At 56.6% G+C, this 1,483-nt stretch carries 1 protein-coding gene; it reads left to right on the plus strand.

Annotated features, from left to right (window positions below):
• The first annotated feature begins 232 nt into the window (after positions 1-232).
• A complete protein-coding gene (locus BM113_RS21680) occupies positions 233-1,231 on the plus strand; it encodes an IS110 family RNA-guided transposase (protein WP_089790199.1) in 999 nt (332 codons plus the stop codon).
• Positions 1,232-1,483 lie beyond the last annotated feature (252 nt).

Raw genomic sequence — 1,483 nt, forward strand, 5'->3', positions numbered from 1 at the left:
TGCAAACCTGACTCGATGGAAACGCTGCTACTCCATGAGAACCTAATGTAAGCATGGGGCGCAAGAGACCGACGGAGTTTCGGTGCCATCGAGCACGTAAACCTGACTGGTCCGTGTGCGAAAGAAGCCGAGTCATGGGCGTTACAGCCCGGATGCCGCGCCGCGCGGCATCCGGGAAAGCCCGAATAGGTGAATCTCTGCTTCACGCACTGGCGTCCCGGGTGAACAGACCATGTACCTCGGAATTGATGTCCACAAACGGTACGCACAAGTGGCAGTAATGGATGAGACTGGAGAGGTAGTCGAAGAGGTTCGCGTCGAGAACGCGAACCTCGACGACCTCGCCCAGCGGTACGCTGGTTCGCAAGCCGCGATCGAGGCGACCAGTAATTACTACCACATCCACGATACGCTGTCGGAACATTTGGATGTGACTGTTGCCCATCCAAAGGAACTGACTCAGATCGCGGATACGGACAAGAAAACTGATCGCGTTGACGCGAAAGAGTTAGCGCGGATGTTGCGGTTGAATTCGGTGCCTGAAAGCTACGTCCCAACCGACGAGGTGAGGAAAGCCCGCGCACTTGTGCGCGGGCGTCAGACGTTAGTTGAAGACCGCACTGAGTACGCCAACAAGATTCACGGACTACTCTCGGATCACGGGATTACGGAGGACGTGAAGCCGTTGCGTGTTGAGGGACGAGAGTTCCTGCGGGAACTCTCGATCCCGACGCCATGGGACACACTGTTGGAGTCGTATTTAGAGATGATTGAGACGCTCACCAAAGAGATCCGGAGCCTTGAACAACAAATCGAAGAGTGCGCTGGGTCTCTGAAGGAGACCCAGCTGCTGATGACGATTCCTGGCGTGAGTTACTATACGGCGCTAACGATCTACGCGGAGTTAGGCGAGATCAGTCGGTTTGACGGTGACAAATCGGTCGTCAGTTATGTCGGGCTGAACCCGGTGATCCGCGAGTCAGGCGACTCGCGGATCGAGGGTAGCATTTCGAAGCGTGGATCGAGCCGTGTCAGGTGGTTACTCGTCCAAGCTGCCCATAACGCAGTCCACAACAGTAATGACGAGTATTTGAGTCGGTTTTACGACCGGTTAGCACGGCGGAAGAACTCACAAAAAGCAATCGTGGCGACAGCACGGAAGATGTTGGTGTCTATCTATCACATGCTCGACCGAGGCGAAGTGTACGATCCGCCAGGAGTGAGCGCATAGACGAGGGATCTGAGGGCCGCCGGGCCGGCGGCCCTCAGTGGTCGGCCGAGGCCCTCCAAGAGCGACTGCTTTCGTCAGACAGCGACCGCACCGCATCACGATGGGGACCGCATATCGGCTGGGAAAGTAGCAGATTCTTGGACGGCGTAATCATTTTGTCGCCAGCGGTGGTTTGTTCGGACAGCAGCGTTTCCATAGGTGAAACTCCCACCGCTCGGGATTCCTCCGCGTTCACGCGGAGGAGGATGTCAA

Origin of the sequence: Natronobacterium haloterrestre (genome assembly GCF_900112205.1) — an archaeon.
In the GTDB taxonomy this organism is placed as follows: Archaea; Halobacteriota; Halobacteria; order Halobacteriales; family Natrialbaceae; genus Natronobacterium; species Natronobacterium haloterrestre.

Coding starts and splice junctions, on each gene's coding strand:
- BM113_RS21680 (WP_089790199.1), top strand. CDS start 233: ATGTACCTCGGAATTGATGTCCACAAACGGTACGCACAAGTGGCAGTA.